The sequence below is a fragment of the Streptomyces sp. CA-249302 genome, from assembly GCF_050936785.1.
GTDB lineage: Bacteria > Actinomycetota > Actinomycetes > Streptomycetales > Streptomycetaceae > Streptomyces.
Genome location: NZ_JBNJMG010000001.1, coordinates 6,006,300 through 6,028,356 on the forward strand (window position 1 = coordinate 6,006,300; position 22,057 = coordinate 6,028,356).

The 22,057-nt window shown below is 69.6% G+C and carries 22 protein-coding genes; 13 read left to right on the forward strand and 9 right to left on the reverse strand.

Annotated features, from left to right (window positions below; genetic code table 11):
• Positions 1–3: 3 nt before the first annotated feature.
• The 7 genes from nadC (at position 4) to ACQEWB_RS27120 (ending at position 4,509) form a co-directional block, all read left to right on the forward strand.
• Positions 4–981: a carboxylating nicotinate-nucleotide diphosphorylase gene (gene nadC, locus ACQEWB_RS27090; RefSeq protein ID WP_432835340.1), complete on the forward strand. Its 978-nt coding sequence runs from the start codon at positions 4–6 to the stop codon at positions 979–981.
• Between the two features lie 9 nt (positions 982–990).
• Complete coding sequence (locus tag ACQEWB_RS27095; protein ID WP_432835342.1) at positions 991–1,788, forward strand: type III pantothenate kinase; 798 nt, start codon at positions 991–993, stop codon at positions 1,786–1,788.
• Positions 1,789–1,914: 126 nt separating this feature from the next.
• Positions 1,915–2,571, forward strand: a complete 657-nt coding sequence (locus ACQEWB_RS27100; protein WP_432844037.1) for a hypothetical protein — start codon at positions 1,915–1,917, stop codon at positions 2,569–2,571.
• Positions 2,572–2,646: 75 nt separating this feature from the next.
• The gene (locus ACQEWB_RS27105) at positions 2,647–2,826 is read left to right on the forward strand and encodes a hypothetical protein (protein ID WP_432835344.1); all 180 of its coding nucleotides are present in this window, start codon (positions 2,647–2,649) and stop codon (positions 2,824–2,826) included.
• Between the two features lie 165 nt (positions 2,827–2,991).
• Complete coding sequence (locus ACQEWB_RS27110) at positions 2,992–3,393, forward strand: BlaI/MecI/CopY family transcriptional regulator (protein WP_432835346.1); 402 nt, start codon at positions 2,992–2,994, stop codon at positions 3,391–3,393.
• Positions 3,394–3,402: 9 nt separating this feature from the next.
• On the forward strand, positions 3,403–3,945 hold the full coding sequence (locus tag ACQEWB_RS27115) for an amino-acid N-acetyltransferase (RefSeq protein WP_432835348.1): 543 nt from the start codon (positions 3,403–3,405) through the stop codon (positions 3,943–3,945).
• A gap of 228 nt (positions 3,946–4,173) precedes the next feature.
• A complete protein-coding gene (locus tag ACQEWB_RS27120; protein WP_432835350.1) occupies positions 4,174–4,509 on the forward strand; it encodes a histone-like nucleoid-structuring protein Lsr2 in 336 nt (111 codons plus the stop codon).
• Here the strand turns inward: ACQEWB_RS27120 and ACQEWB_RS27125 are convergent.
• Positions 4,488–5,180: an SCO3374 family protein gene (locus tag ACQEWB_RS27125; protein ID WP_432835352.1), complete on the reverse strand. Its 693-nt coding sequence runs from the start codon at positions 5,178–5,180 to the stop codon at positions 4,488–4,490. The genes ACQEWB_RS27120 and ACQEWB_RS27125 overlap by 22 nt on opposite strands.
• 429 nt (positions 5,181–5,609) lie before the next feature.
• Here ACQEWB_RS27125 and ACQEWB_RS27130 point away from each other — a divergent pair, with 429 nt between their 5' ends.
• Complete coding sequence (locus ACQEWB_RS27130) at positions 5,610–8,135, forward strand: ATP-dependent Clp protease ATP-binding subunit (protein ID WP_432835354.1); 2,526 nt, start codon at positions 5,610–5,612, stop codon at positions 8,133–8,135.
• 61 nt (positions 8,136–8,196) lie between these two features.
• Here ACQEWB_RS27130 and ACQEWB_RS27135 read toward each other — a convergent pair whose 3' ends face one another.
• Together ACQEWB_RS27135 and ACQEWB_RS27140 are read right to left on the reverse strand one after the other, a co-directional pair.
• The gene (locus ACQEWB_RS27135; protein ID WP_432835356.1) at positions 8,197–11,289 is read right to left on the reverse strand and encodes an NACHT domain-containing protein; all 3,093 of its coding nucleotides are present in this window, start codon (positions 11,287–11,289) and stop codon (positions 8,197–8,199) included.
• Positions 11,290–11,335: 46 nt separating this feature from the next.
• Positions 11,336–11,938, reverse strand: a complete 603-nt coding sequence (locus tag ACQEWB_RS27140) for an HAD family acid phosphatase (RefSeq protein ID WP_432835358.1) — start codon at positions 11,936–11,938, stop codon at positions 11,336–11,338.
• A gap of 368 nt (positions 11,939–12,306) precedes the next feature.
• On the opposite strand from ACQEWB_RS27140, the gene ACQEWB_RS27145 reads away from it, so the two are divergent.
• A complete protein-coding gene (locus ACQEWB_RS27145; protein WP_432835360.1) occupies positions 12,307–13,002 on the forward strand; it encodes a M23 family metallopeptidase in 696 nt (231 codons plus the stop codon).
• A 14-nt stretch (positions 13,003–13,016) separates the two neighbouring features.
• Here ACQEWB_RS27145 and ACQEWB_RS27150 read toward each other — a convergent pair whose 3' ends face one another.
• Positions 13,017–13,613, reverse strand: coding sequence for a TetR/AcrR family transcriptional regulator (locus ACQEWB_RS27150; RefSeq protein WP_432835362.1), 597 nt, complete (start codon positions 13,611–13,613; stop codon positions 13,017–13,019).
• Between the two features lie 189 nt (positions 13,614–13,802).
• On the opposite strand from ACQEWB_RS27150, the gene ACQEWB_RS27155 reads away from it, so the two are divergent.
• The 4 genes from ACQEWB_RS27155 (at position 13,803) to ACQEWB_RS27170 (ending at position 17,378) form a co-directional block, all read left to right on the forward strand.
• Positions 13,803–15,404 (forward strand): MDR family MFS transporter, encoded by a 1,602-nt coding sequence (locus ACQEWB_RS27155; protein ID WP_432835364.1) that lies wholly within the window; start codon positions 13,803–13,805, stop codon positions 15,402–15,404.
• A 236-nt stretch (positions 15,405–15,640) separates the two neighbouring features.
• Complete coding sequence (locus ACQEWB_RS27160; protein ID WP_432844039.1) at positions 15,641–16,108, forward strand: helix-turn-helix transcriptional regulator; 468 nt, start codon at positions 15,641–15,643, stop codon at positions 16,106–16,108.
• Entirely contained in the window at positions 16,105–16,539 is a 435-nt protein-coding gene (locus ACQEWB_RS27165) for a VOC family protein (RefSeq protein WP_432835366.1), read from the forward strand. Before ACQEWB_RS27160 ends, ACQEWB_RS27165 begins: the two co-directional genes overlap by 4 nt.
• Complete coding sequence (locus tag ACQEWB_RS27170) at positions 16,536–17,378, forward strand: class I SAM-dependent methyltransferase (RefSeq protein WP_432835368.1); 843 nt, start codon at positions 16,536–16,538, stop codon at positions 17,376–17,378. The genes ACQEWB_RS27165 and ACQEWB_RS27170 overlap by 4 nt, the downstream gene beginning before the upstream one ends.
• A 37-nt stretch (positions 17,379–17,415) precedes the next feature.
• Here ACQEWB_RS27170 and cseC read toward each other — a convergent pair whose 3' ends face one another.
• The 5 genes from cseC to ACQEWB_RS27195 all read right to left on the reverse strand — a co-directional run bounded on the left by cseC (position 17,416) and on the right by ACQEWB_RS27195 (position 21,855).
• Complete coding sequence (cseC, locus tag ACQEWB_RS27175; protein WP_432835370.1) at positions 17,416–18,753, reverse strand: two-component system sensor histidine kinase CseC; 1,338 nt, start codon at positions 18,751–18,753, stop codon at positions 17,416–17,418.
• Positions 18,754–18,770: 17 nt separating this feature from the next.
• Entirely contained in the window at positions 18,771–19,475 is a 705-nt protein-coding gene (cseB, locus tag ACQEWB_RS27180; protein ID WP_432835372.1) for a two-component system response regulator CseB, read from the reverse strand.
• Between the two features lie 64 nt (positions 19,476–19,539).
• Positions 19,540–20,178: a hypothetical protein gene (locus tag ACQEWB_RS27185; RefSeq protein WP_432835375.1), complete on the reverse strand. Its 639-nt coding sequence runs from the start codon at positions 20,176–20,178 to the stop codon at positions 19,540–19,542.
• Positions 20,166–20,705, reverse strand: coding sequence for a SigE family RNA polymerase sigma factor (locus ACQEWB_RS27190; RefSeq protein WP_360825904.1), 540 nt, complete (start codon positions 20,703–20,705; stop codon positions 20,166–20,168). Before ACQEWB_RS27190 ends, ACQEWB_RS27185 begins: the two co-directional genes overlap by 13 nt.
• A gap of 238 nt (positions 20,706–20,943) precedes the next feature.
• Entirely contained in the window at positions 20,944–21,855 is a 912-nt protein-coding gene (locus ACQEWB_RS27195; protein WP_432835377.1) for an A/G-specific adenine glycosylase, read from the reverse strand.
• Between the last annotated feature and the right edge of the window lie 202 nt (positions 21,856–22,057).

Here is a 22,057-nt window from a genome sequence, read left to right on the forward strand (position 1 = left end):
GAAGTGAGCACCCCCGACCTCCCCCTCGCGTCGAACGGCGGCTGCGGCGACGGCTGCGCCTGCGGCGCGGAAACCGACGCCGAATACCTGGAGTGCGGGCTCGACCCCGCGCTCGCGCAACTCCTGGCCGACGCCGGACTCGACCCCCTTGAGGTCGAGGACATCGCCAATGTCGCCATCCAGGAGGACCTCGACCACGGCGTGGACGTGACCACGGTCGCGACCATCCCCGAAGAGGCCGTCGCCACCGCCGACTTCACCGCGCGCGAGGCGGGCGTGGTGGCCGGCCTCAGGGTCGCCGAAGCAGTGATCTCCGTGGTCTGCGAGGACGAGTTCGAGGTCGAGCGGCACGTCGAGGACGGCGACCGGGTCGAGGCCGGACAGAAGCTCCTGTCGGTCACCACGCGCACGCGTGACCTGCTCACCGCCGAGCGCAGCGCGCTCAACCTCCTGTGCCGCCTGTCCGGCATCGCGACCGCCACGCGCGCGTGGGCGGACGCACTGGACGGCACCAAGGCCAAGGTGCGGGACACCCGCAAGACGACCCCGGGGCTGCGCTCCATGGAGAAGTACGCGGTGCGCTGCGGCGGCGGCGTCAACCACCGCATGTCGCTCTCCGACGCGGCCCTCGTCAAGGACAACCACGTGGTGGCCGCGGGCGGCGTCGCGCAGGCCTTCAAGGCCGTACGGGAGGCATTCCCGGACGTACCGATCGAGGTCGAGGTCGACACCCTGCACCAGCTGCGCGAGGTCGTGGACGCAGGTGCCGACCTGATCCTGCTCGACAACTTCACGCCCGGCGAGTGCGAAGAGGCCGTCGCGGTGGTGCACGGCCGGGCCGCCCTGGAGGCCTCGGGCCGGCTCACGCTCGACAACGCGCGCGTGTACGCCGACACCGGCGTCGACTACCTGGCCGTGGGCGCCCTCACCCACTCCGCGCCGATCCTCGACATCGGTCTCGACCTGCGAGCGGCGGAGTAGGTAACCCCCATGCTGCTGACGATCGACGTAGGGAACACGCACACCGTCCTTGGCCTCTTCGACGGGGAGGACATCGTCGAGCACTGGCGCATCTCCACGGACGCGCGCCGCACCGCCGACGAGCTGGCCGTGCTGCTGCAGGGCCTGATGGGCATGCACCCGCTGCTCGGCGACGAACTGGGCGACGGCATCGACGGCATCGCCATCTGCGCCACCGTCCCCTCCGTGCTGCACGAGCTGCGCGAGGTGACCCGGCGCTACTACGGCGACGTGCCCGCGGTGCTCGTGGAGCCCGGCGTGAAGACCGGTGTGCCGATCCTGACCGACAACCCCAAGGAGGTCGGCGCCGACCGCATCATCAACGCGGTGGCGGCCGTCGAGCTCTACGGGGGACCGGCGATCGTCGTGGACTTCGGTACGGCGACCACCTTCGACGCCGTCTCCGCGCGTGGGGAGTACATCGGCGGCGTCATCGCCCCCGGTATCGAGATCTCCGTCGAGGCGCTCGGCGTCCGGGGCGCCCAGCTGCGGAAGATCGAGGTGGCGCGGCCCCGGAGCGTGATCGGCAAGAACACCGTCGAGGCGATGCAGTCCGGCATCATCTACGGCTTCGCCGGCCAGGTCGACGGGGTCGTGAGCCGGATGGCGCGGGAGCTCGCGGAGGACCCCGACGACGTCACGGTGATCGCGACCGGTGGCCTCGCGCCGATGGTCCTGGGCGAGTCCTCGGTCATCGACGAGCACGAGCCGTGGCTGACGCTGGTCGGACTGCGCCTGGTGTACGAGCGGAACGTGTCCCGCATGTGACCGCCCGGGTGACCGTGGGGGCGCAACCGGGTGGCTCGGTTGCGCCACACCGCCCTCCTATGTCGAGTTTGTCTGATTAGCGCGTACCGTCGCCGCATGCCCACGCCATACGGATCCCGCGGCGGCATGGCGTTCGGTGCGGAGGAGCTGCGTGTGCTCCGCCGCGCTCTCGCCCTCGCCCTGCACCCGAGCCCCGCCTCCGCCGAGGACGTCCAGGACTGCCTCCGCCTCGCAGACTCCCTCGACGAGGCGATGCGCGAGGGCGCGAGGCTGCGTGCCTTCCTGGTGGCCGACCTCGCCCGCTACCGCGCCGCCCTGCCCGGCACCGCCGCCGGCTACCTCACGCTCCTGGAGGAGGCGCTGGGCGCCGCCTACCGCCCCGGCCCCGACGACCTCGCCGCCCTTCGGGCGCTGCGCGGCAACCCGGTCGCCGCGGCACTCCTGGACCGCTGCCAGATCCTGGCCGAACAGGACGTACGCGCCCGTCTCGCGCGCGGAACGGCCCGCCGGGACGCCCCGGCCGTCCCCGCCTCCCGCACGCGCCTCACGGCCCTCCCCGGCGGCCTCTCGGGCCGTCCCGGCGCGGGCCCCGCCGCCGCAGCGAACGCGGATCCCGCCGACAAGCCCGAGCGGAAGCCCGCCGAGAAGCCGGCGGCCCCCAAGCCGGCCCCCGACGCTCCCAAGCCGAGCCGCCCCATCCCCACCCCCGGCGAGGTCTTCCCGCGCCGCAAGCCGGCCCCGCCGCCGGCGCCGAACCCGCCCCAGGAACTCGCCGCGGGCTGAACCGGGATGCCATGGGGGCCGAACACGCCCAACCCCGCCATCGGCCCCCTTTCGGGGCGTGGCTAACCTGGATCCATGGACTACGTCTCCGCGCTCGTGCCCCCGGTCGTCATGGCCGTGTTCTTCATCGGCGTGATCAGGGTGATCGTGAAGACCCAGGGCGGGGCCAACAAGGCCAAGGAGGACGCGGCCGTCGACGCCGCCCTCGCGCGCGTGGAGGGCGCCCGGCAGGGCCCCGCCAAGACCGACGCCTGACCGCGCCCGCCGCCGACACCGGCGTACGGCTCCCGTTTTCCGGGCCGTACGCCCTTTTTGTTGTCGTTTGCCGGTGAAAGTGCACGTCCGGCACGCCAATGGCGAGTTCTCCCACTATTGTGCTGAGCTGTGCCTCGCCCATTGGGAGAACTCGAAGACGCGGTCATGACGCGGGTGTGGAAGTGGAACCGCCCGGTGACCGTTCGAGAAGTCCTGGAAGACCTTCAGCAGGAACGGTCCATCGCGTACACCACGGTGATGACCGTTTTGGACAATCTCCATCAGAAGGGCTGGGTGCGCCGTGAGGCGGAAGGCCGGGCCTATCGATATGAGGCGGTCTCCACCAGGGCCGCCTACGCCGCCGCCCTGATGAACGACGCCTGGTCCCAGAGTGACAACCCGGCGGCCGCTCTCGTCGCGTTCTTCGGGATGATGAGCGAGGAACAGCGACACGCCCTGCGGGACGCCGTACGGATCGTCCAAGGACCGGAAGAGACGGCGGAAACATCCGCGCCCGCGGATGGCGAGGAGAACCCCGGCTCCGCACCGGACGGCGGCGGGCGATAGCGTCCGCTCATGTCAGTGCAGAGCCCCGAAGGCCCCGAAGTCAGCGCTAAAGCCATCACCGTCCGGCGGGCCCGTACCGGCGATGTCCCGGCGGTGCGCCGACTCCTTGACACCTACGTCCGCGAGCGCATCCTGCTCGACAAAGCGACGGTCACGCTTTACGAGGACATCCAGGAGTTCTGGGTCGCCGAACGCGACGACAACGCCGAGGTCGTCGGCTGCGGCGCCCTGCACGTGATGTGGGAAGACCTGGCGGAAGTCCGCACTCTCGCGGTGAAGCCCGGCCTGAAGGGCGCCGGTGTCGGCCATCAGGTTCTGGAGAAGTTGCTGCACACCGCGCGCTGGCTGGGAGTTCGTCGCGTTTTCTGCCTGACCTTCGAAGTGGACTTCTTCGGCAAGCACGGCTTCGTCGAGATCGGTGAGACGCCCGTCGACACAGATGTCTACGCGGAGCTACTGCGTTCCTATGACGAGGGCGTCGCGGAGTTCCTCGGTCTCGAACGGGTGAAACCGAACACCTTGGGCAACAGCCGGATGCTTCTGCATCTGTGATCGCCGATCATCGCAGCGTATTCCGCGACCCATGCCCAGGCTCCCTATGTCCGAAACGCGCATGTTTCCGGACCGGAGGCGGGCAGTCGGTCTCTGCCGGGGGTTTGTGTTTTTCCGGCAAAAGCGGTTTGCTTTCCGACGTACTGCAGTACTGCATATAACAGGGGACGGCGAAACGGCGGACGCCGCAGACCCCAGGCCCGCAAGTTATCGATGAAAGGAAATCCGGTGGCACAGAAGGTTCAGGTCCTTCTTGTCGACGACCTCGACGGCGGCGAGGCGGACGAGACGGTTACGTTCGCGTTGGACGGCAAGACGTACGAGATCGATCTCACGACCGCCAATGCGGACAAGCTTCGCGGCCTTCTCGATGCTTACGTGAAGGGTGGCCGTCGTACCGGAGGCCGCGCTTCGGGCGGTCGCGGAAAGGCGCGTGCCGCTTCCGGTGGCAGCCAGGACACCGCGCAGATCCGCGCGTGGGCGAAGGAGAACGGTTTCGAGGTCAACGACCGCGGCCGTGTCCCCGCGTCCATTCGCGAGGCTTACGAGAAGGCCAACGCCTGATCGCTGGCCAGTGGAAAGGCCGGCGGCTGCGCGCCTTTGCGCCGCAGCCGCAACCGGTGGCACTGCGTTGCCACCGTGTCCACGAGTCGTACGAGATCGGGGGCGCCACCGACGCCCCCCACGGCCGACATCGTCGGCAGCGAGGCCTCGACCTCGCACCCCGGCTCGGGGGGCCGCAGCCATACGGCGGCCCCCTGCGCGGCGTCCGGGCGCCCCGGGGGCGGCGGCGCGTCCATGAGCGTGCCCTCGCCGAGCGCCGTCAGATCGAGCGCCGGCACCCCCCACTCCAGCCAGTCCAGCAGCCCCGGCAGCTCCTCCGCGCTGCCCGCGGCCACCAGCAGCCGCATCCGCTCGCCCTGGAGGGCCACCGGAGAGCCCGGCAGGAGATGGCGCAGGCCCGCACGGCCCGCCTCGGCCGGGACGTCCAGGACGTCGAAACGGTCGCCGATCCGCAGTCGTACCGGAAATCCCGTGTCCTCCCCGGGGTTTCCCCGCTTCTCGCCGGGGTTTTCCCGTGCCGCGGGCACCGTCGCCCAGCCCAGTTCGTTCTCGTACCACCGGCGGACGTGATCGTCGGGCCGGACGCCCGCATCGAGCGGCCGGCGGGGGAGCGGGACCATGGTGCGGTCCGCCGGGAGTACGGGGGTGACCGGGGGGTGGCTGCCAACCATGCCAAGTGCAACCGTCAGAAGCGCCTGCGAGTTACGCTGGGTGTTCTGGCGAATGCGCAGAGTGTCGAACGAGGGGGCGTGCGGGGGTGCGGGGAGGCGCAAGGTTGTTCGCCCATAGCGGAGCGAACCGGTGCGCGCGGCATGGAGTGTCAGTCCCAGCGGGTAAGACATCCCTAGTGGGAGGGGGCGACACGCAGGACAGTGGGTCTCACGTTCGCCATCGGCGTACTGATGGTGGGGGTAACTGTCTGGCCTGCGGGAACATCGTCTCGCACCATCGGGTTGGAGCAGATGTCGGCGTTCGGGGTCAGGAGGCCAAGGACGGTGTCGGCAGTTGGAATGAGCGGTCCCCGCTTGCGGGACTAAGCTGCGGAAGGACAGGGAGGGGAAGTTCCCCCACTGCCTGACCGCTCTGAGGAGCGATTAACGATGTTCGAGAGGTTCACCGACCGCGCGCGGCGGGTTGTCGTCCTGGCTCAGGAAGAAGCCCGGATGCTCAACCACAACTACATCGGCACCGAGCACATCCTCCTGGGCCTGATCCACGAGGGTGAGGGTGTCGCCGCCAAGGCCCTTGAGAGCCTCGGGATTTCGCTCGAGGCGGTCCGCCAGCAGGTGGAGGAGATCATCGGCCAGGGCCAGCAGGCCCCGTCCGGGCACATCCCCTTCACCCCCCGTGCCAAGAAGGTCCTGGAGCTGTCGCTCCGCGAGGCCCTTCAGCTCGGCCACAACTACATCGGCACCGAGCACATCCTGCTCGGCCTGATCCGCGAGGGCGAGGGCGTCGCCGCCCAGGTCCTCGTGAAGCTGGGCGCCGATCTCAACCGGGTGCGGCAGCAGGTCATCCAGCTGCTCTCCGGCTACCAGGGCAAGGAGACCGCCACCGCCGGCGGCCCTGCCGAGGGCACCCCCTCGACGTCCCTGGTCCTCGACCAGTTCGGCCGGAACCTCACCCAGGCCGCTCGTGAGTCCAAGCTCGACCCGGTCATCGGGCGCGAGAAGGAGATCGAGCGGGTCATGCAGGTGCTGTCCCGCCGTACCAAGAACAACCCGGTCCTGATCGGTGAGCCCGGCGTCGGCAAGACCGCCGTCGTCGAGGGCCTCGCCCAGGCCATCGTCAAGGGCGAGGTGCCCGAGACCCTCAAGGACAAGCACCTCTACACCCTCGACCTCGGCGCTCTGGTCGCCGGCTCCCGCTACCGCGGTGACTTCGAGGAGCGCCTGAAGAAGGTCCTCAAGGAGATCCGCACCCGCGGCGACATCATCCTGTTCATCGACGAGCTGCACACGCTGGTCGGTGCGGGTGCCGCCGAGGGCGCCATCGACGCCGCTTCGATCCTGAAGCCGATGCTGGCCCGCGGTGAGCTCCAGACCATCGGTGCGACCACGCTGGACGAGTACCGCAAGCACCTGGAGAAGGACGCGGCCCTCGAGCGCCGCTTCCAGCCCATCCAGGTCGCCGAGCCCTCGCTCCCGCACACCATCGAGATCCTCAAGGGTCTGCGCGACCGGTACGAGGCCCACCACCGCGTCTCGATCACGGACGAGGCCCTCGTCCAGGCCGCGACCCTGGCCGACCGTTACATCTCGGACCGCTTCCTCCCGGACAAGGCGATCGACCTGATCGACGAGGCCGGTTCCCGGATGCGCATCCGCCGGATGACGGCTCCGCCGGACCTCCGCGAGTTCGACGAGAAGATCGCGGGCGTGCGCCGCGACAAGGAGTCCGCGATCGACTCGCAGGACTTCGAGAAGGCCGCCTCCCTCCGCGACAAGGAGAAGCAGCTCCTGGCCGCCAAGGCCAAGCGGGAGAAGGAGTGGAAGGCCGGCGACATGGACGTCGTCGCCGAGGTCGACGGCGAGCTGATCGCCGAGGTCCTCGCGACCGCCACCGGCATCCCGGTCTTCAAGCTCACGGAGGAGGAGTCCTCCCGCCTGCTCCGCATGGAGGACGAGCTCCATAAGCGGGTCATCGGTCAGAAGGACGCCGTCAAGGCGCTCTCGAAGGCGATCCGTCGTACGCGTGCGGGCCTCAAGGACCCGAAGCGCCCCGGTGGTTCGTTCATCTTCGCCGGCCCGTCCGGCGTCGGTAAGACGGAACTCTCCAAGGCGCTCGCCGAGTTCCTCTTCGGCGACGAGGACGCGCTGATCTCCCTCGACATGTCGGAGTTCAGCGAGAAGCACACCGTCTCGCGTCTCTTCGGTTCGCCCCCCGGCTACGTGGGCTACGAAGAGGGCGGCCAGCTGACCGAGAAGGTGCGGCGCAAGCCGTTCTCCGTGGTCCTCTTCGACGAGGTCGAGAAGGCCCACCCGGACATCTTCAACTCGCTGCTGCAGATCCTGGAGGACGGTCGCCTGACCGACTCCCAGGGCCGGGTCGTGGACTTCAAGAACACGGTCATCATCATGACGACCAACCTCGGCACCCGGGACATCTCCAAGGGCTTCAACCTCGGCTTCGCGGCCTCGGGTGACACGAAGTCCAACTACGAGCGGATGAAGAACAAGGTCTCGGACGAGCTCAAGCAGCACTTCCGCCCCGAGTTCCTCAACCGCGTCGACGACGTCGTCGTCTTCCCGCAGCTGACCCAGGACGACATCCTCGCGATCGTCGACCTCATGGTCGGCAAGGTGGACGAGCGCCTCAAGGACCGGGACATGGGCATCGAGCTCTCCCAGTCCGCCAAGGAGCTGCTGTCCAAGAAGGGTTACGACCCCGTCCTGGGCGCGCGGCCGCTGCGCCGCACGATCCAGCGGGAGATCGAGGACACCCTGTCGGAGAAGATCCTCTTCGGCGAGCTGCGTCCCGGTCACATCGTGGTCGTCGACACGGAGGGCGAGGGCGAGACACAGACCTTCACCTTCCGGGGCGAGGAGAAGTCGGCGCTGCCCGACGTCCCGCCGATCGAGCAGGCCGCGGGTGGGGCTGGGCCCAACCTGAGCAAGGAGGCGTAGCCCTTCGGGGTTAGCCGATGAGAGGGGCCGGTGCCTTTGGGCGCCGGTCCCTTTCGCTTGGTCAGAAAAAGTAGGGGCGGAAAGGCTTGAGGGTGACTTCGGCGTCGGGGAAGAGGGCTGCGAAAGGGGCCGTGCTCGCAGGCACAGACGGCTGGGTCAGGTGAATGCTGACCGTGCGCACCTGCGGACAGCAGCGGGCGAGCGGCGTGAGATCCACGTTCTCCCGGAAGCTCATGATTTCCAAGGACTCGACTGTGGGTAGTTGCGGCGCTTGCTCAAGGCTGGGAATGAGGACCGCTCCCATGCCCAGTCGCGAAAGGTGAGGGAGCTTGGCGACCTCCGACCAGTCCTTGGTGCCAAGCGGGGTGTCGATGTCCTCCCAGAGATGGAAGCTGCGCAGCGTCGGCCAATGGCTCAGGCCGCGCAGTCCTGTGTCCCGGACGGCTTCTCTGCCCAGACTGATATGGATCAGCGGCGCGCCTTGGGGAAGTGCGGCCAGTCCGCCTCCCGGCAGCGGGGTCGCGAGGGTGAGGCTCTCCAGTGTGTCCAGGCGGTCCAGGCCGGACACCTCGCGCAGGTCGTGCAAGTTCAGATCAACCACGCCCGTATCGGCCAAGGGAGCGATATCGCGCACGCGCGAGCCGCGACCCAGGACCAGATGCTGGAGTGAGCGCAGGGCGGTCAGCGGACGCAGGTCGCTCACCAGGTTGTTCTCGTAGATGCCCAGCTGCTTCACGTTATCGGGGACCGCTCTCAGAAGATCCGCGAGCGTGTGGTCGCCTGTGATGCCGAGACGCTCCTGTTGGCCGAGTCGTGGCAGGGCGGACAGGTGCTCGGCCGAGGTGAGGAAGACGAAGAAGTCGCTGGTGTCGACATGGGCCAGCACCTCGTCGGCGTACGTCTTCGCGTCGAAACGCTCCCAGGCTCGCGCCAGATTGATGCGGACCCGCTCCGCCGCATGCCCCCGAAACCGCGCCAGCACCGGCACCGCCGCATCCGTCCCCACCAGCGCCGCCGTCGCCGTAACCGCCTCCGCCTCTTCGTCCGAGAGTCCCTCCGGGCCCGGCAACAGCTCCAGGAGCAGAGGCCCGACCTCCTCCGCCAGCTCCGTGGCCTCCTTCGCCGTCCGGGGCGGCAGCAGGGGCGTGGCCGACTCCTCCACCCGCCGTCGTACCGCCGGATCCAGTTCCGTCGCGTGCTCCAGGCAAGCCAAAGCCATCAAGCGGGCGCGCTTGTTCGAGGTGTCCGTCAACAGGTCCAGCAGCTCCGCCCGTTCCCGCGGCCGGGCCTGTGCCACCGCCATCCGGATCACGTCCGCCCACTGGTCGTCCCACGCCTGCGCCACCAGCAGGCCGAAGTCGCCGGACTCTACCGCGGCCCGCGCGCCCAGGTAGTCCTGGAACGTTCGGTGTACGAAGTGGATCGTCTCCGGGGCGGGTGAGAGCAGCAGGCCTGTGCGGATCAGGAAATGGCGTAGCACCGCTTCCGCATCCCCGAGGACCTGCGCCGCCGGCACCGCCGGCAGCACCTCCCTGATGATGCTCTCCGCCCGCGAACGGTCCAGCTCGGTACGGCCGTTGCGGATCAGCCAGTAAGCCAGGCGCTGCAACAGCTGCAGTTGAGGCTCCTCGCTCAGCTCCGGGCCCGTCATGTCCCGCTCCCGGTCCCGGCGGACCAGCAGCATCGACAGGGCGGAGTCGTACAGCTCCTTGCGGCCGTATGGGAGATACCCCCGCCGGTCGCGGTGCAGCGCGCAGATCAGGCCGCACATCAGGGGGTTGGTGGCGAGGCGGCCCAGGTCGGGCTTGGTGCGGACGGCGTCGAGGAGTTGGGACTCGTACACCTTCAGCTGTTCGTCCTCCTCCTGCGTGCCCGTGGTGGCCGCCCCGTGCCAGCGGCGGATGAAGGACGCCACGTCCGCCGGGCTCATCGAGGACAGGCCCAGCTCGGTGAAGCCGTCCGCGGCGAGCCAGTCCTCGCGGACCGCGGAGGGGCGGGACGTGACCAGCCAGCGGTTGCCGGGGTACGCCTCGATCAGGTCGCGCAACCAGGTGCGGGCGCGTTCGCGCTCCGGTTCGGGGACCTCGTCCAGGCCGTCGACCAGGACGAGCGCCCGGCCGCCCGCCAGGACGCGGTTCTCCCAGCCGTCCGGCTGGGTGCCGGACAGGGGGCAGCCGACGGCCGTGAGGAAGTGCGCCGGGGCCGGGAGGCGTTCGCCGTGGCGGGTGAGGGTGCGGAGGGGGAGGACGAAGGGGACGCGGCCGGTGAGGTAGGCCATGCGGTCGGTGGGGCCGGTCGCCGCCGAGACCGCGAGCCATTGGATGAGGGTGGTTTTGCCGGAGCCTGCCGTTCCGCGGAGGAGTACGCGGTCGTGGCCGACCAGGGCCTGGTCCGCGGGGGTGGAGACGGGCGCGGCGGACGGTGGGCCGAAGGCCGGGTCCTCGCCGCGGCCGATCACGTCCAGGCTGAGGTAGGCCGCGTCCAGAGGCCAGCGGTCCGGGGAGTTGCCGAGGTCGATGCCGTAGATCGTGAGCTTGCCGTGCTTCTGGGCGACGTAGGAGAGATAGCCGCGCTCGAAGGCGGTGTCCCGGGCGTCCGGGCGTGGTGTGCGGGCCAGCAACTCGTCGACCTTGGTGATGAGTTCGGCCTGTGCCCGGGACTGTTCCACGAGCGTGCGGGCCACGAAGGTGGAGCGGCGGGTGAAGAACTCCAGGATCTGGAGGCAGGCCCACTCGGTGGCGCTCCCGAGGAAGTAGAGGGCGTCGCCGGACAGGCCGTCGGCCGCGGGGGAGAGGTACTGCAACTGCCGGGCCAGCTCGCGGTGGCCCAGGCGTACGGCCTGGACGTCGTCCATGTCGAGGTCGCCGAGGGCGAGCAGGCGGCGGGCGAGGGCGTCGGTGACGGCGGTCTGCTCGTCGGCGGGGAAGGGCGGCTCGCCGGGGGAGTCGACGGCCTGGGAGACCAGGTGCTCGGCGAGCTTGCGGACCTCCTGTTCGCCCAGGACGCGCTTCTCGCCCCGGAAAGAGACCAGGTCCTTCAGCCGGACCGGCTTGTCGACCAGCCCCGCCCCCGGCCCGTCCGCCACGAACAGCTTCCTCACCAGCGGGCCGACCAGGCTCGACGCCAGTTTGCCGCCCAGTACCGCAGGCTCCATCCGCCACCCCCGTGACTCACGCCGTCGGATGGAGCCTAACCGGTGCCTACGACAACTGACCGTCGTAGTCCGGGAGTTTGAACGTCTTGTCGGCGTGGCCGCCCGACAGGTCCGTCGCGCTGTTGCCGATGTTCGCGATGATGTCGTAACCCTTGTTCTCGATGTCGACGCGCTGGGCGGTCTTGTAGGCGGCGACGTCCTTGAAGAGGTCGAAGAGGCCGCGGACGTAGAGGCCGGAGACCTGGTAGCCGTCGTGCTCGAGGTTGTACTCGGTGGGGAGGTAGATGATCCCGGGGCGGGCCGTGACGAAGAAGAGGGAGACGCCGTGTTCCTGGGCGTATCTGGCGACGTTCAGGACCGGCTTGTTGGCCGGCTGCGGGAAGCTGAAGCCGAAGTCGGTCTCCAGCGTGGTGTTGTCGATGTCGAAGACGATCGCCTGCTTCCTGCCCGGCTGGGCGGAGGCGATCCGCTGCTTCAGGTACGGCAGCGCCTGGTCCATCACCGTCTGGCAGTCCTGCTGCCAGGTCGCGTAGTCGACGTCCCCGGAGGCGGTCGTCGCCGCTTCGGCGGGGGCCGCCAGGGCTGCCAGGGAGGCGGCCGAGACTGCGATGACGGCGGTGCGGCGCGCCCAGGGGCGTCGGCTTCTCATGGGTGGGGGTCCTCTCACGTCCGTATGTCGTTGTCTGGTGCATGTTCAGGGGCGAGGGTGGCGCGAGGGGAACCGTAGGGTTACTGGCGGGTAAGTGGCCAGAGATGTGCGTCACATGGGGTGCGGGATTCGCCGGGGTCGCCGGTGACATGCCGCACAGCGGGATCCGGCCCTACTAGGCCGGGTAGTGGGCCGTTCGGGCCGAAGGGGCAGGGGCTTTTGGTGGGAAGTTTTGTGGTGAAGTACTAGTTGTAGTCGTAGATGGGGGTTTTGGGGGTTTACGGGTCTCGGGGTTACCAAGGGATGCCCCATCCGGCCGCCGTCCGTGCGCCGGGTGGTTTTTCTGTCCCCGTCCCCCCGAGGTTCCGATGTCTTCGCGTGTCACGCCCCGCTCTTCCCGTACGTCCCCGCTCCGCACCCGCGCGGCCGTCCTGGCCGCCGGACTCGGCGTGTCGGTCGTGCTGGGAGCCGGAGTCGCGGTCGCCGCCGATGCCACCGCCGCCTCCAGCGCCGCGAGCGCGGTCCAGGCGCAGGCCGCCGCACAGGCCAAGGCCGCACAGGCCGCCAAGAGCGCCGCGGCCGCCAAGGCGAAGGCCGCGAGCGCGAAGAAGGCGGCCGCCAAGAAGGCCGCTGCCAAGAAGGCCGCCTCCTGGGTCCACCCGGTGGCGAAGTACACGCTCTCCGCGAGCTTCGCGCAGGCCGGCAGCATGTGGCAGTCCACCCACAGCGGGCAGGACTTCGCCGTCGCCAGCGGCACCGAGGTCGTGGCCGCGCACGGCGGGACCGTCGTCAAGGCCGGCGGCAACGGCGCCGGCGACGGGTCCGCGTACGGCAACGCGATCGTCATCAAGCACGCCAACGGGACGTACTCGCAGTACGCGCACCTGTCCCGCATCGACGTCAAGGTCGGCCAGGTCGTCACCACCGGACAGCACATCGCGCTGTCCGGCAACACCGGCAACTCCAGCGGCCCGCACCTGCACTTCGAGATCCGTACGACCGCCAACTACGGTTCGGCGATCGACCCCGTCTCCTTCCTGCGCGCCAAGGGCCTCAGCCTCTAAGAGGTACTGCGGAGTTACGACGCCGTCATGCCCTCGTGCGCCTGTGTCACGAGGGCCGTCGCGACCTCCAGGACCGCCTCCCGCTTCTCCTCGTCGGTGCCCGGCAGGTCGTTGAGCGCGAACATCCCGGCGTGCATCGTGAAGACCGCGCTGACACAGCGGACCTGGTCGACCAGGGGGGCCTTCGGGTCGATGAGGATGTCGCGCATGCCCATCATGCGGTTGCGGAACATCTCGCCGATGCGCAGTTCCTTCACCGTCCCCTGGTTCTCCTGCATGAAGCGGAAGAGCGGGAGCGCCTCGCGGAGCACCTCGTTGTAGCGGCGGATGATCTCCTGCTTGGTCTCCAGGGTGTGCGGCTGGCCCTTGCCCCACTCGATCAGTTCCTCGATCGGCTGGGAGAGGTCCTCGAAGATGCTGACGAGGATCTCTTCCTTGGTCTTGAAGTGGTAGTAGAGCGCAGCCTTGGTGACGTCCAGGCTCTCGGCGATCTCCCGCAGCGAGGTCTTCTCGTAACCCTGCTCGGCGAAGAGCTCGAGCGCCACGTCCTGGATGCGCTGGCGAGTGTTTCCGCGGCGCTGCCGCTTGGTGCCGTCCATCGTGCCGCCCATTCTCGCGCTCCTCACGCCCCCTGCGAACTTACTTGCCGCCCGACTAGAAAACTTACTTGACGCCCGGCTAGTTACGGGTCTACCTTCCTCAGTGTAGTCAACTAGCCGGGCGGCAAGTAAGTGGTCGGCCGGGGGGAAGTACCAGGCAGTTCCCAGCAGTTCCAGGAAGTTCCTTGGGGAGTGGAAACGATGGCGGACACACAGACGGTCGAGACCAAGCCGGACGAACTACCGGACGGGAAGCCGGAGAAGCAGCCGAAGAGCGTACGGGTCGTGCTGCTCGCGCTCATGATCACCATGATGCTCGCGATGCTCGACAACATGATCGTGGGTACGGCGATGCCGACGATCGTCGGCGACCTCGGCGGCCTCGAGCACCTGTCCTGGGTGGTGACGGCGTACACGCTGGCCACCGCGGCGGCAACGCCGGTCTGGGGCAAGCTCGGCGACATGTTCGGGCGCAAGACCACGTTCATGACCTCGATCGTGATCTTCCTGATCGGCTCCGCGCTCAGCGGCATGGCCCAGAACATGGGCGAACTGATCGGCTTCCGGGCCGTCCAGGGCCTCGGTGCCGGCGGTCTGATGGTCGGCGTCATGGCGATCATCGGTGACCTGATCCCGCCGCGTGAGCGGGGCAAGTACCAGGGCATGATGGCCGGCGTCATGGCCATCGCGATGATCGGCGGACCGCTGGTCGGCGGCACCATCACCGACAACTGGGGCTGGCGCTGGGCCTTCTACATCAACCTGCCGCTCGGCGTCGTGGCGCTCGGTCTGATCAGCGCCGTACTGCACCTGCCGAAGAAGCGGTCCAAGGCCGGCATCGACTACCTCGGCGTCGTGCTGCTGACCGTCGGCATCACCTCGATCGTGCTGGTCACCACCTGGGGCGGTTCGGAGTACGCCTGGACGTCCGCGCGGATCATGGAGCTGATCGGCATCGGCGTGGCCGCGCTGATCGGGTTCGTGTTCTGGCAGACCAAGGCCGCGGAGCCGGTCGTACCGCTGCACATCTTCCGCAGCCGCAACTTCACGCTGATGTCGATCATCGGCTTCATCACCGGATTCGTGATGTTCGGCGCCACGCTGTTCCTGCCGCTGTACCAGCAGTCGGTGCAGGGCGCGTCCGCGACCAACTCCGGGCTGCTGCTCCTGCCGATGCTCGGCGCGATGCTGGTCACCTCGATGGTGGCCGGGCGGGTGACCACCAACACCGGCAAGTACAAGGTGTTCCCGATCGCCGGCAGCGTCCTGATGATCGTCGGTCTGTACCTGATGTCGACCATGGACACGGGGACCTCGCGGTTCATGTCCGGGGTGTTCATGGCGGTCGTCGGTCTGGGCATGGGCTGCCTGATGCAGATCACGATGCTGGTCGCGCAGAACAGCGTCGAGATGAAGGACATGGGCGTCGCGTCCTCCTCGACCACCCTGTTCCGTACGCTCGGCTCGTCCTTCGGTGTCGCCATCATGGGTGCGCTGTTCAACAACCGGGTCCAGGACGTCATGTCCGAGCGGGCCGGGGCGCTGGGCTCGAAGATCACCGAGAAGTCGGCGCAGCTGGACGCGGCGAGCCTGGCGAAGCTGCCGGCGGCGGCGCGGGAGGCGTACCAGCACGCGGTGTCCGCGGGCACGCACTCGGCCTTCCTGCTGGGCGCGGTGGTGGCTGTCGCCTCGCTGGTGGCGGCGGTGTTCGTGAAGGAGGTCGCGCTGCGAGGGGCGGGGCCGGCTGCGCCTGAGCATGGCCAGGAGGAGTCGGTGCCGGCGCCGGTCGTCGAGGCCGTCTGATCCGTCGATGAGCTGAAGGCTCCCGGAAGGTGTCCGCCCCGGGGGTCTTCGTCGTGTTCGGGTGCGGGCCGCTGCTGGGGGCTGCGCCCCCAGACCCCCCTTCGGCCCGAAGGGCCTCGTCCTCAAACGCCGGACGGGCTGGATTTGCCGGCCCCGGCTGGATTTGCCAGCCCAGGCCGGAGTTGCCGCCCGACGCCATTGTCAGACCCCCGTGCCACCATCGGCACATGGACAAAATGCGGCAGTTGCGGCTCGCCAAGGACGCCATGGATCGGGACTGGGCCGATCCTGAGCTGGACCTTGACGCCGTTGCCGCGCATGCCGGGTACTCGCGGTTTCACTTTCTGCGGGCCTTCAAGGAGGCTTACGGCGAGACGCCCGGGCAGTATCTGACGCATCGCCGGATCGAGCGCGCCGAGGAGATGCTCCGGAGCGCCGACCTCAGCGTCACCGAGATCTGCAACCTGGTCGGCTTCAGCAGCCTCGGCACCTTCTCGGCACGGTTCAAGGCGCGGACCGGGCTCACGCCGAGCGAGTACCGGACCAAGCATGTCGGCAGCGGCGCCTCCCTCATACCCGGGTGTTACGCGATGCTCTGGGCCGGCGGCTTCCCCACCGCAACTTTGAAGAAGCGCCCGGAGTCCCGCCCTGCCTACGGTGACGAACAGGACACCACCGACGAGTCAGGGAGAGCGGAGCCATGATCCTCGGGCTGGGCATCACCACCGTATGGACCTTCGACCAGCAGCGCACCAAGGCCTTCTTCACCGAGAAGCTGGACTTCGAGGTGCGGGACGAGGTCGCCATGGGGGACATGAAGTGGATCACCGTCGGCGCCAAAGGGCAGGTCGGCGTCGAGCTGGCGCTGATGAGTCTCGACGGGCCCGGGCTCGACCCCGAGTCCGCGGAGGCGCTGAAGAAGCTGGTCGGCAAAGGGGTGTTGGGGGCGGGGGCGTTCCGTACGGACGACTGCCGCGGTGACTACGAGACCTTCCGGGCGCGCGGGGTCGAGTTCCTGCAGTCGCCGCAGGAGCGGCCGTACGGCATCGAGGCGATCTTCCGCGACGACAACGGCAACTGGTACTCGCTGACCGAGCGCAGCGAGGAACTGGACTTCTCGAAGGACTTCGGATGACGGTCGCGGCTGAACACACCGCCGTGCGGGTCGCGTTGTGGCGGGCGCTGCACCTGCTGGCCGACGCGCCGCCGTATGTCGTGGCGGACGAGGTCGGGCTGCGGATCGCGGACCCGGGGGAGGGCTGGCGTGAGCGGCCCGACATGGACGTCGAGGCCACGCGGCGGACCCGGGCGTCCATCGTGGCGCGGGCCCGGTTCGTCGAGGACCTGGTCGTGGAGCGGGTGGGGGAAGGGGTGGAGCAGTACGTCGTTCTCGGTGCCGGGCTTGACACCTTCGCGCAGCGCCGGGCGGACGTCGGCGCGCGCGGGCTGCGGGTCTTCGAGGTCGACCAGCCGGGTCCGCAGGCCTGGAAGCGGCAGCGGCTGGTGGAGCTCGGGCTCGGTGTTCCCGAGTGGCTGCGGCTCGTGCCGGTCGACTTCGAGGGCGACTGGTGGGGGCAGCTGCTCGCGGCCGGACTCGACCCCGGGCGGCCCGCGGTCGTGGCCTCCACCGGCGTCACGATGTACCTCACGGAGGAGGCGATCACCGCCACCTTCCGGCTGGTCGCCACGCTGGCTCCGGGCTCGACGCTGGTCACGACCTTCATGCGGCCGATCGAGGACGTCGAGCCTGAGCAGCGGGAGCAGCTGCGGGCCGCGATGAACGGGGCCCGGGCGGCCGGGACACCCTTCCTCAGCTTCCACCGGCCGGAGCAGATGCTCGCCCTCGCCCGGGAGACGGGATTCCGCGAGGCCCGGCATGTGGCGGCGGCTGAGCTGGAGCAGCGGTACTTCGCGGGGCGGACGGACGGGTTCAGGCCGTCGAGAGGGGAGGAGCTGCTGGTCGCGGGGGTGTGAGGGGGCGGGGCTCTGGAGCGACCGACATCTCCAAGCCCTACGGCATCATCGGATAGCTGCCCGTGTTCGTCGGCGCGTGTTCCGGGAGCCACAGGACCGCCACCGCGCCCTCCGCCCGTACGTGGTCCGGGGCGCCTGCCGGGCGGACGTTGCGGAAGGTCAGGCGGGCGCCCAGGATGCGGGCCTGGCCGGCCGCGATCGTCAGGCCCAGGCCGTGGCCGTGGCCGGCGCGGTCCGCGCTGCCCGTGCGGAAGCGGCTGGGGCCCTCGGCGAGGAGGTCGGACGGGAAGCCGGGGCCGTGGTCGCGGACGCGGATGACGCGGCCCTCGACCGTGACCTGGATCGGCGGGCTGCCGTGCCGGGCGGCGTTGGCGAGCAGGTTGAACAGGACGCGTTCCAGGCGGCGAGGGTCGGTCGTCACCATCGACTCGTGCACCACGCGGACCTCGATCTCCGGGTCCTTCGCCGCCACTCGCCGGGTGACGAACTCGCCCAGCAGGAGGTCCTGCAACTCGGCCCGCTCCGAGGCGCCGTCCAGGCGGGCCACCTCCAGGACGTCCTCGACGAGGGTGCGCATGGCCTTCGCGCGGTCCAGGACCAGTTCGGTGGGGCGGCCGGGGGGCAGGAGTTCCGCCGCGGTGAGCAGGCCCGTCACCGGTGTGCGGAGTTCGTGGGCGATGTCCGCCGTGACCCGGCGTTCCGCCTCCAGGCGCTGCTGGAGCGCGTCCGCCATCGCGTCCACCGCGCTCGCCAGGTCGTCGGTCTCGTCCCGTACGACCCCGCCGATCGCGTCCCGCACCCGTACGTCCGTCTCGCCCTTGGCCACCTGGTTCGCCGCGGCCGCCGCCTTGCGCAGTCGGCGCGACAGCTGGCCGCCGATCAGCACGCCCAGCGCGCTGCCGCCCAGGACGACCGCGATGGAGCCGATGACCAGGGCCTGGTCGAGGTCGTTGAGGATGTCCGTGGAGCGGTCGGTCCAGTTGGTGTGCAGCGACAGGACGTGCCCGTCCTTGACCGGCACCGCGGCCCAGATGTCGGGCGCGCCGTTCGGCCGGTCGGTGACGTACGTCGCCCGCCGGCCCTCCGCGACCTTCTCCCGCAGCGCCGACGGCAGATCCGGGGCGTCCTTCTCGATGTCGGGGAAGTTCGCCCGCCCGGACAGCTCGTAGTTGCGCTGGGCGATCCGCAGCCGCTCGTCGGCGAGTTCGCGCGCGTTGTCCAGCATCGACACCCGGGCCGCGTTGTGCACGACCAGGCTCAGCGCGATCGCCACCAGCGCGCCGACCAGCGCGATGGCCGCGCTGAGTTTCCAGCGCAGCCCGGTGCGGATGCCGCCCGTGTCGCCGGTCCCCGGGTTCCGGAAGATCCCCCGCATGTCCCTGATGTCCCCGCTCAGGCCTTCAACTTGTAGCCGAAGCCACGGACCGTCTCGATCCGGTCCTGGCCGATCTTCGTACGCAGCCGCTGCACATGGACGTCCACCACGCGCGTGTCACCGCCCCAGCCGTAGTCCCACACCCGCTCCAGGAGCTTGTCCCGCGACAGGACCGTGCCCGGTGCGGAGGAGAACTCCAGGAGCAGCCGCATCTCAGTCGGGGTGAGCGCCACCGGCTGACCGGCCCGGCGCACCTCCATGCCCTCGGTGTCGATCTCCAGCTCGCCGAAGGTCAGCACTCCGCCGGAGCCCTCGGGGGCGTCCTCGTCGGCCTTGTCCCCGCCGCTCGCGTGACCGAAGCGCCGTAGCACCGCACGGATCCGGGCGACCAGGACGGCGCCGTCGAAGGGCTTGGTCACGTAGTCGTCGGCGCCCGCCTCCAGGCCGAGGACCACGTCGATCGAGTCGGCCCGCGCCGACAGCATGATCACCGGCACGGTCGACGCGTCGCGGATCCGCCGGCACAGGCTCACCCCGTCGAGACCGGGCACCATGACGTCGAGCAGCGCGATGTCGGGGCGGTTCGCGCGGAACGCCTCCAGGCCCGACAGACCGTCGGGCATCGCGGTGACCACGAAGCCGTCCCGCTCCAGGGCGAGCTGGGTGGCCTCGCGGATGACGTCGTCGTCCTCGACGAACAGGACGTGGGTCTGGTCTGCCATCCCGGTTCACTCTTTCTTACGACGGTGACCATACGAGTTCTTATGACGGTGACCATACGAGTTCTTACGAGGGTGACGACGCGTCGCCTCCGACGGCGTTGCTGTAGTCGTTGTGCGTGCGGTACTCCTCGGTGAAGTGGTCCGACGCCCAGCGGTACGTGATCACGTTCTCGCCGGAGGGACTGGACACCGGGTCACCCTTCTCGTACACCTGCTTGGTCACCACCAGGTCGCCGCGGTCTATCTCCGCGTAGACCGGGGGCGCCTCGGCCTGGAACACGTTCTCGTACCGGCCGTCCTCCTCGCGATACACGTACGAGCCGACGCCCACCGCGTCCCCGCAGGTCAGCACGTTCACCACGACGTCGTCGTCCGCACCGCCGGTCAGGTCGCCGTACGACACGTCGACGGGGTACTCGTCGGCGACGCAGGGCTTCAGCTCCTGTTTGACCTCCGCCGAGACCGCGGGGTCGTCCTTGACGAGCTTGACCGCGTCCACGCGTGTCGTTCTGGAGGGGCTGGGGGTGATCGTGGGGGTGGCCGCGGCACCGGCCACCGCTTCGGCGTGTGCCGGGCCCTCGTCGCGGGCGCCGGTGCCGCCGGTCGCGCAGGCGGAGACGAACAGGGCGAGGGCGGCGAGCACGGCCACCGCCGTGAACGCCGCCTGCAAGGTCCCCCGGCCCGAGTCCGTCAGACCGCGCACCGCTCCCGCTCCTCACGCTCCAGCGCGCGTGCGTCCAGATCGCGGCTCTCCAGCTCCTCGCGGAGCCGGGCGAGCGCCCGGTGCAGCGTGCTCTTGACCGTTCCGGCCGACATGCCGAGGGCGGCGGCCGTCTCCTCCGTGGACATCTGCTCCCAGTGTCGCAGTACGACCACACTGCGCTGCTTCGGTGCGAGAACTTTCATGATGTCCATAAGGAGCGCCCGGTCCGCGTGCTGCTCGGTGGAGTCGTCCACGCTCGCGTCCGGCAGCTGCTCGGTGGGGACTTCTTCGAGCTTGCGGGCCCGCCACCACTCGGTACGGGTGTTGATCATGACGCGGCGGAGGTACGCGTCCGCGAGGCGCTTGTCCGCGATGCCCTCCCAGCGGCCGTACGTCCGCACCAGCGCCGTCTGGAGCAGGTCCTGTGCGTCCACCGGGTCCGGGACCAGCCGGCGGGCGCTGCGCAGCAACGCGTCCTGCCGGGTGCGGACGTACTCCTCGAACTCGAGCACCTCGCCCTGCGCCATGTCGAACCGCCTCCTGATCCCCGTTCCCGGCGGCCCGTTCGCCGTCGGTCTCTTCCGTGGGAATGAAGCTACGGAGGCTTTGTGACGGGGCTGTCCGAAGCAGCGCTCGGCTGGCAATCGGCTGTCCGTCGGTTGTGTAACGGACGTAGGGACGGGGTAAGCGCGGGCACCGGATCGCTCCGGTATGGGGGTATTTGGGCAGGTGGCGGGGTGGGGTGCGGTGTGAGGTTCGGGCTCGTTACGTCAACGGCAGGCGATACAAACCACCGGGGAGGGGCTCCACGAGACCGTCCGATACGAGGCCGTCCAGGGCCCTCGCGCGTTGTACCGGGTCGTGCCAGACGCGGTCCAGGGTGGCCTGCGGGGTGGCGTTGGTTGCTTCGCGGAGTACGGCGAGGAGCTTGCCGCGGACCTGGCGGTCCGTGCCCGCGTAGGTCTGGCCCTTGCGGGGTGGGCCGTCGTGTTCGGGCTTGCCCGCGGTGCGCCAGGCGCACTGGGCGGCGATGGGGCAGCGGTGGCAGGACTCGTTCTTGGCGGTGCAGATGAGGGCGCCGAGTTCCATGGACGCCGCGGCCCAGCGGGACGCCGTGCGCTCGTCCTCGGGCAACAGGGCTCGGGCCAGCTTGCGTTCGGCCGCGGTGGTGGCGTTCGGGGGGTACTGGACGCCGGTGACCGCTCTGGCGAAGACCCGGCGGACGTTGGTGTCCAGGACCGGGTGGCGTTGGCCGTAGGCGAAGGAGGCCACCGCCGCGGCCGTGTACTCGCCGATGCCGGGGAGGGCGAGCAGCTGGGCGTGGTCGGTGGGTACGTCGCCGCCGTGCCGTTCCGTTATGGCCAGGGCGGCGCCGTGCAGCCTCAGGGCGCGGCGGGGGTAGCCGAGGCGGCCCCAGGCCCGGACCGCCTCGCCGGGGGGTTCCTTGGCCAGGTCGGCGGGGCGGGGCCAGCGGGAGAGCCACTGTTCGTAGACGGGCAGGACGCGGTTGACCGGCGTCTGCTGGAGCATGAACTCGCTGACCATCACTCCCCAGGGGCCGGCGTCCGGGTGGCGCCACGGTAGGTCGCGGGCGTTGTCGTCGAACCAGTCGATGACGGGGGAGTGGAGGGCGGCCGGGGCGGCGGCGGCTTCGGGGGGGTTCGTGAGCGCAGTCATGGCTTTCCGATCCTGCCATGCGCTGTGGTGGTTGGGCCGCGGTTACCGCTGCGGTGCGTCGTGGGTCGGGGTCGGGGCGGTACGGCGAACCCGCCGCCGACGGTACTGCTGTGAGTTAAGGGGGGAACGAGCCCAACTAGCCACGTAAGCGGCGGGTTGCGCCGTACCGCCCCGACCCGCTCCGGTGCGAGAGCGGCTGCGG

Excerpts from the sequence above, each read along its gene's own strand:
- ACQEWB_RS27095 (WP_432835342.1), top strand. The coding sequence starts at position 991 with ATGCTGCTGACGATCGACGTAGGGAACACGCACACCGTCCTTGGCCTC.
- ACQEWB_RS27100 (WP_432844037.1), top strand. The coding sequence starts at position 1,915 with ATGGCGTTCGGTGCGGAGGAGCTGCGTGTGCTCCGCCGCGCTCTCGCC.
- ACQEWB_RS27105 (WP_432835344.1), top strand. The coding sequence starts at position 2,647 with ATGGACTACGTCTCCGCGCTCGTGCCCCCGGTCGTCATGGCCGTGTTC.
- ACQEWB_RS27110 (WP_432835346.1), top strand. The coding sequence starts at position 2,992 with ATGACGCGGGTGTGGAAGTGGAACCGCCCGGTGACCGTTCGAGAAGTC.
- ACQEWB_RS27115 (WP_432835348.1), top strand. The coding sequence starts at position 3,403 with ATGTCAGTGCAGAGCCCCGAAGGCCCCGAAGTCAGCGCTAAAGCCATC.
- ACQEWB_RS27125 (WP_432835352.1), bottom strand. The coding sequence starts at position 5,180 with ATGGTTGGCAGCCACCCCCCGGTCACCCCCGTACTCCCGGCGGACCGC.
- ACQEWB_RS27130 (WP_432835354.1), top strand. The coding sequence starts at position 5,610 with ATGTTCGAGAGGTTCACCGACCGCGCGCGGCGGGTTGTCGTCCTGGCT.
- ACQEWB_RS27135 (WP_432835356.1), bottom strand. The coding sequence starts at position 11,289 with ATGGAGCCTGCGGTACTGGGCGGCAAACTGGCGTCGAGCCTGGTCGGC.
- ACQEWB_RS27140 (WP_432835358.1), bottom strand. The coding sequence starts at position 11,938 with ATGAGAAGCCGACGCCCCTGGGCGCGCCGCACCGCCGTCATCGCAGTC.
- ACQEWB_RS27145 (WP_432835360.1), top strand. The coding sequence starts at position 12,307 with ATGTCTTCGCGTGTCACGCCCCGCTCTTCCCGTACGTCCCCGCTCCGC.
- ACQEWB_RS27150 (WP_432835362.1), bottom strand. The coding sequence starts at position 13,613 with ATGGGCGGCACGATGGACGGCACCAAGCGGCAGCGCCGCGGAAACACT.
- ACQEWB_RS27155 (WP_432835364.1), top strand. The coding sequence starts at position 13,803 with ATGGCGGACACACAGACGGTCGAGACCAAGCCGGACGAACTACCGGAC.
- ACQEWB_RS27160 (WP_432844039.1), top strand. The coding sequence starts at position 15,641 with ATGCGGCAGTTGCGGCTCGCCAAGGACGCCATGGATCGGGACTGGGCC.
- ACQEWB_RS27165 (WP_432835366.1), top strand. The coding sequence starts at position 16,105 with ATGATCCTCGGGCTGGGCATCACCACCGTATGGACCTTCGACCAGCAG.
- ACQEWB_RS27170 (WP_432835368.1), top strand. The coding sequence starts at position 16,536 with ATGACGGTCGCGGCTGAACACACCGCCGTGCGGGTCGCGTTGTGGCGG.
- cseC (WP_432835370.1), bottom strand. The coding sequence starts at position 18,753 with ATGCGGGGGATCTTCCGGAACCCGGGGACCGGCGACACGGGCGGCATC.
- cseB (WP_432835372.1), bottom strand. The coding sequence starts at position 19,475 with ATGGCAGACCAGACCCACGTCCTGTTCGTCGAGGACGACGACGTCATC.
- ACQEWB_RS27190 (WP_360825904.1), bottom strand. The coding sequence starts at position 20,705 with ATGGCGCAGGGCGAGGTGCTCGAGTTCGAGGAGTACGTCCGCACCCGG.
- ACQEWB_RS27195 (WP_432835377.1), bottom strand. The coding sequence starts at position 21,855 with ATGACTGCGCTCACGAACCCCCCCGAAGCCGCCGCCGCCCCGGCCGCC.